A 1,296-nucleotide genomic window follows, 5' to 3' on the forward strand; every position below is an offset into this window, starting at 1 on the left:
TATTTGATTAAGTCCTCGATCGATTAGTATCCGTCAGCTCCATGTGTCGCCACACTTCCACACCGGACCTATCAACCTGATCATCTTTCAGGGATCTTACTAGCTTGCGCTATGGGAAATCTCATCTTGAGGGGGGCTTCATGCTTAGATGCTTTCAGCACTTATCCCGTCCGCACATAGCTACCCAGCGATGCCTTTGGCAAGACAACTGGTACACCAGCGGTGCGTCCATCCCGGTCCTCTCGTACTAAGGACAGCTCCTCTCAAATTTCCTGCGCCCGCGACGGATAGGGACCGAACTGTCTCACGACGTTCTGAACCCAGCTCGCGTACCGCTTTAATGGGCGAACAGCCCAACCCTTGGGACCGACTACAGCCCCAGGATGCGATGAGCCGACATCGAGGTGCCAAACCTCCCCGTCGATGTGAACTCTTGGGGGAGATAAGCCTGTTATCCCCGGGGTAGCTTTTATCCGTTGAGCGATGGCCCTTCCATGCGGAACCACCGGATCACTAAGCCCGACTTTCGTCCCTGCTCGACTTGTAGGTCTCGCAGTCAAGCTCCCTTGTGCCTTTACACTCTGCGAATGATTTCCAACCATTCTGAGGGAACCTTTGGGCGCCTCCGTTACTCTTTAGGAGGCGACCGCCCCAGTCAAACTGCCTGCCAGACACTGTCTCCCACCCGGATCACGGGTGCGGGTTAGAAGGTCAGTACAGCAAGGGTAGTATCCCACCGATGCCTCCACCGAAGCTGGCGCTCCGGTTTCCAAGGCTCCTACCTATCCTGTACAAGCTGCACCAACATTCAATATCAGGCTGCAGTAAAGCTCCACGGGGTCTTTCCGTCCTGTCGCGGGTAACCTGCATCTTCACAGGTACTATAATTTCACCGAGTCTCTCGTTGAGACAGTGCCCAGATCGTTGCGCCTTTCGTGCGGGTCGGAACTTACCCGACAAGGAATTTCGCTACCTTAGGACCGTTATAGTTACGGCCGCCGTTTACTGGGGCTTCAATTCGCACCTTCGGTTTGCACCTAAGCGCTCCTCTTAACCTTCCAGCACCGGGCAGGCGTCAGCCCCTATACTTCGCCTTGCGGCTTCGCAGAGACCTGTGTTTTTGCTAAACAGTCGCCTGGGCCTATTCACTGCGGCTCCCTAGGGCTATTCACCCCTAGGAGCACCCCTTCTCCCGAAGTTACGGGGTCATTTTGCCGAGTTCCTTAACGAGAGTTCTCTCGATCACCTTAGGATTCTCTCCTCGCCTACCTGTGTCGGTTTGCGGTACGGGCACCT

General features: G+C 55.2%; 1 rRNA gene. It reads right to left on the bottom strand.

Features of this window, described 5'->3' with window-relative positions:
• Nucleotides 1-3: 3 nt before the first annotated feature.
• Nucleotides 4-1,296, bottom strand: a 23S ribosomal RNA gene (locus tag NQ185_RS20070); the annotation flags it as partial.

Source organism: Lederbergia panacisoli, assembly GCF_024626525.1.
Taxonomy (GTDB): domain Bacteria; phylum Bacillota; class Bacilli; order Bacillales; family Bacillaceae_C; genus Lederbergia; species Lederbergia panacisoli.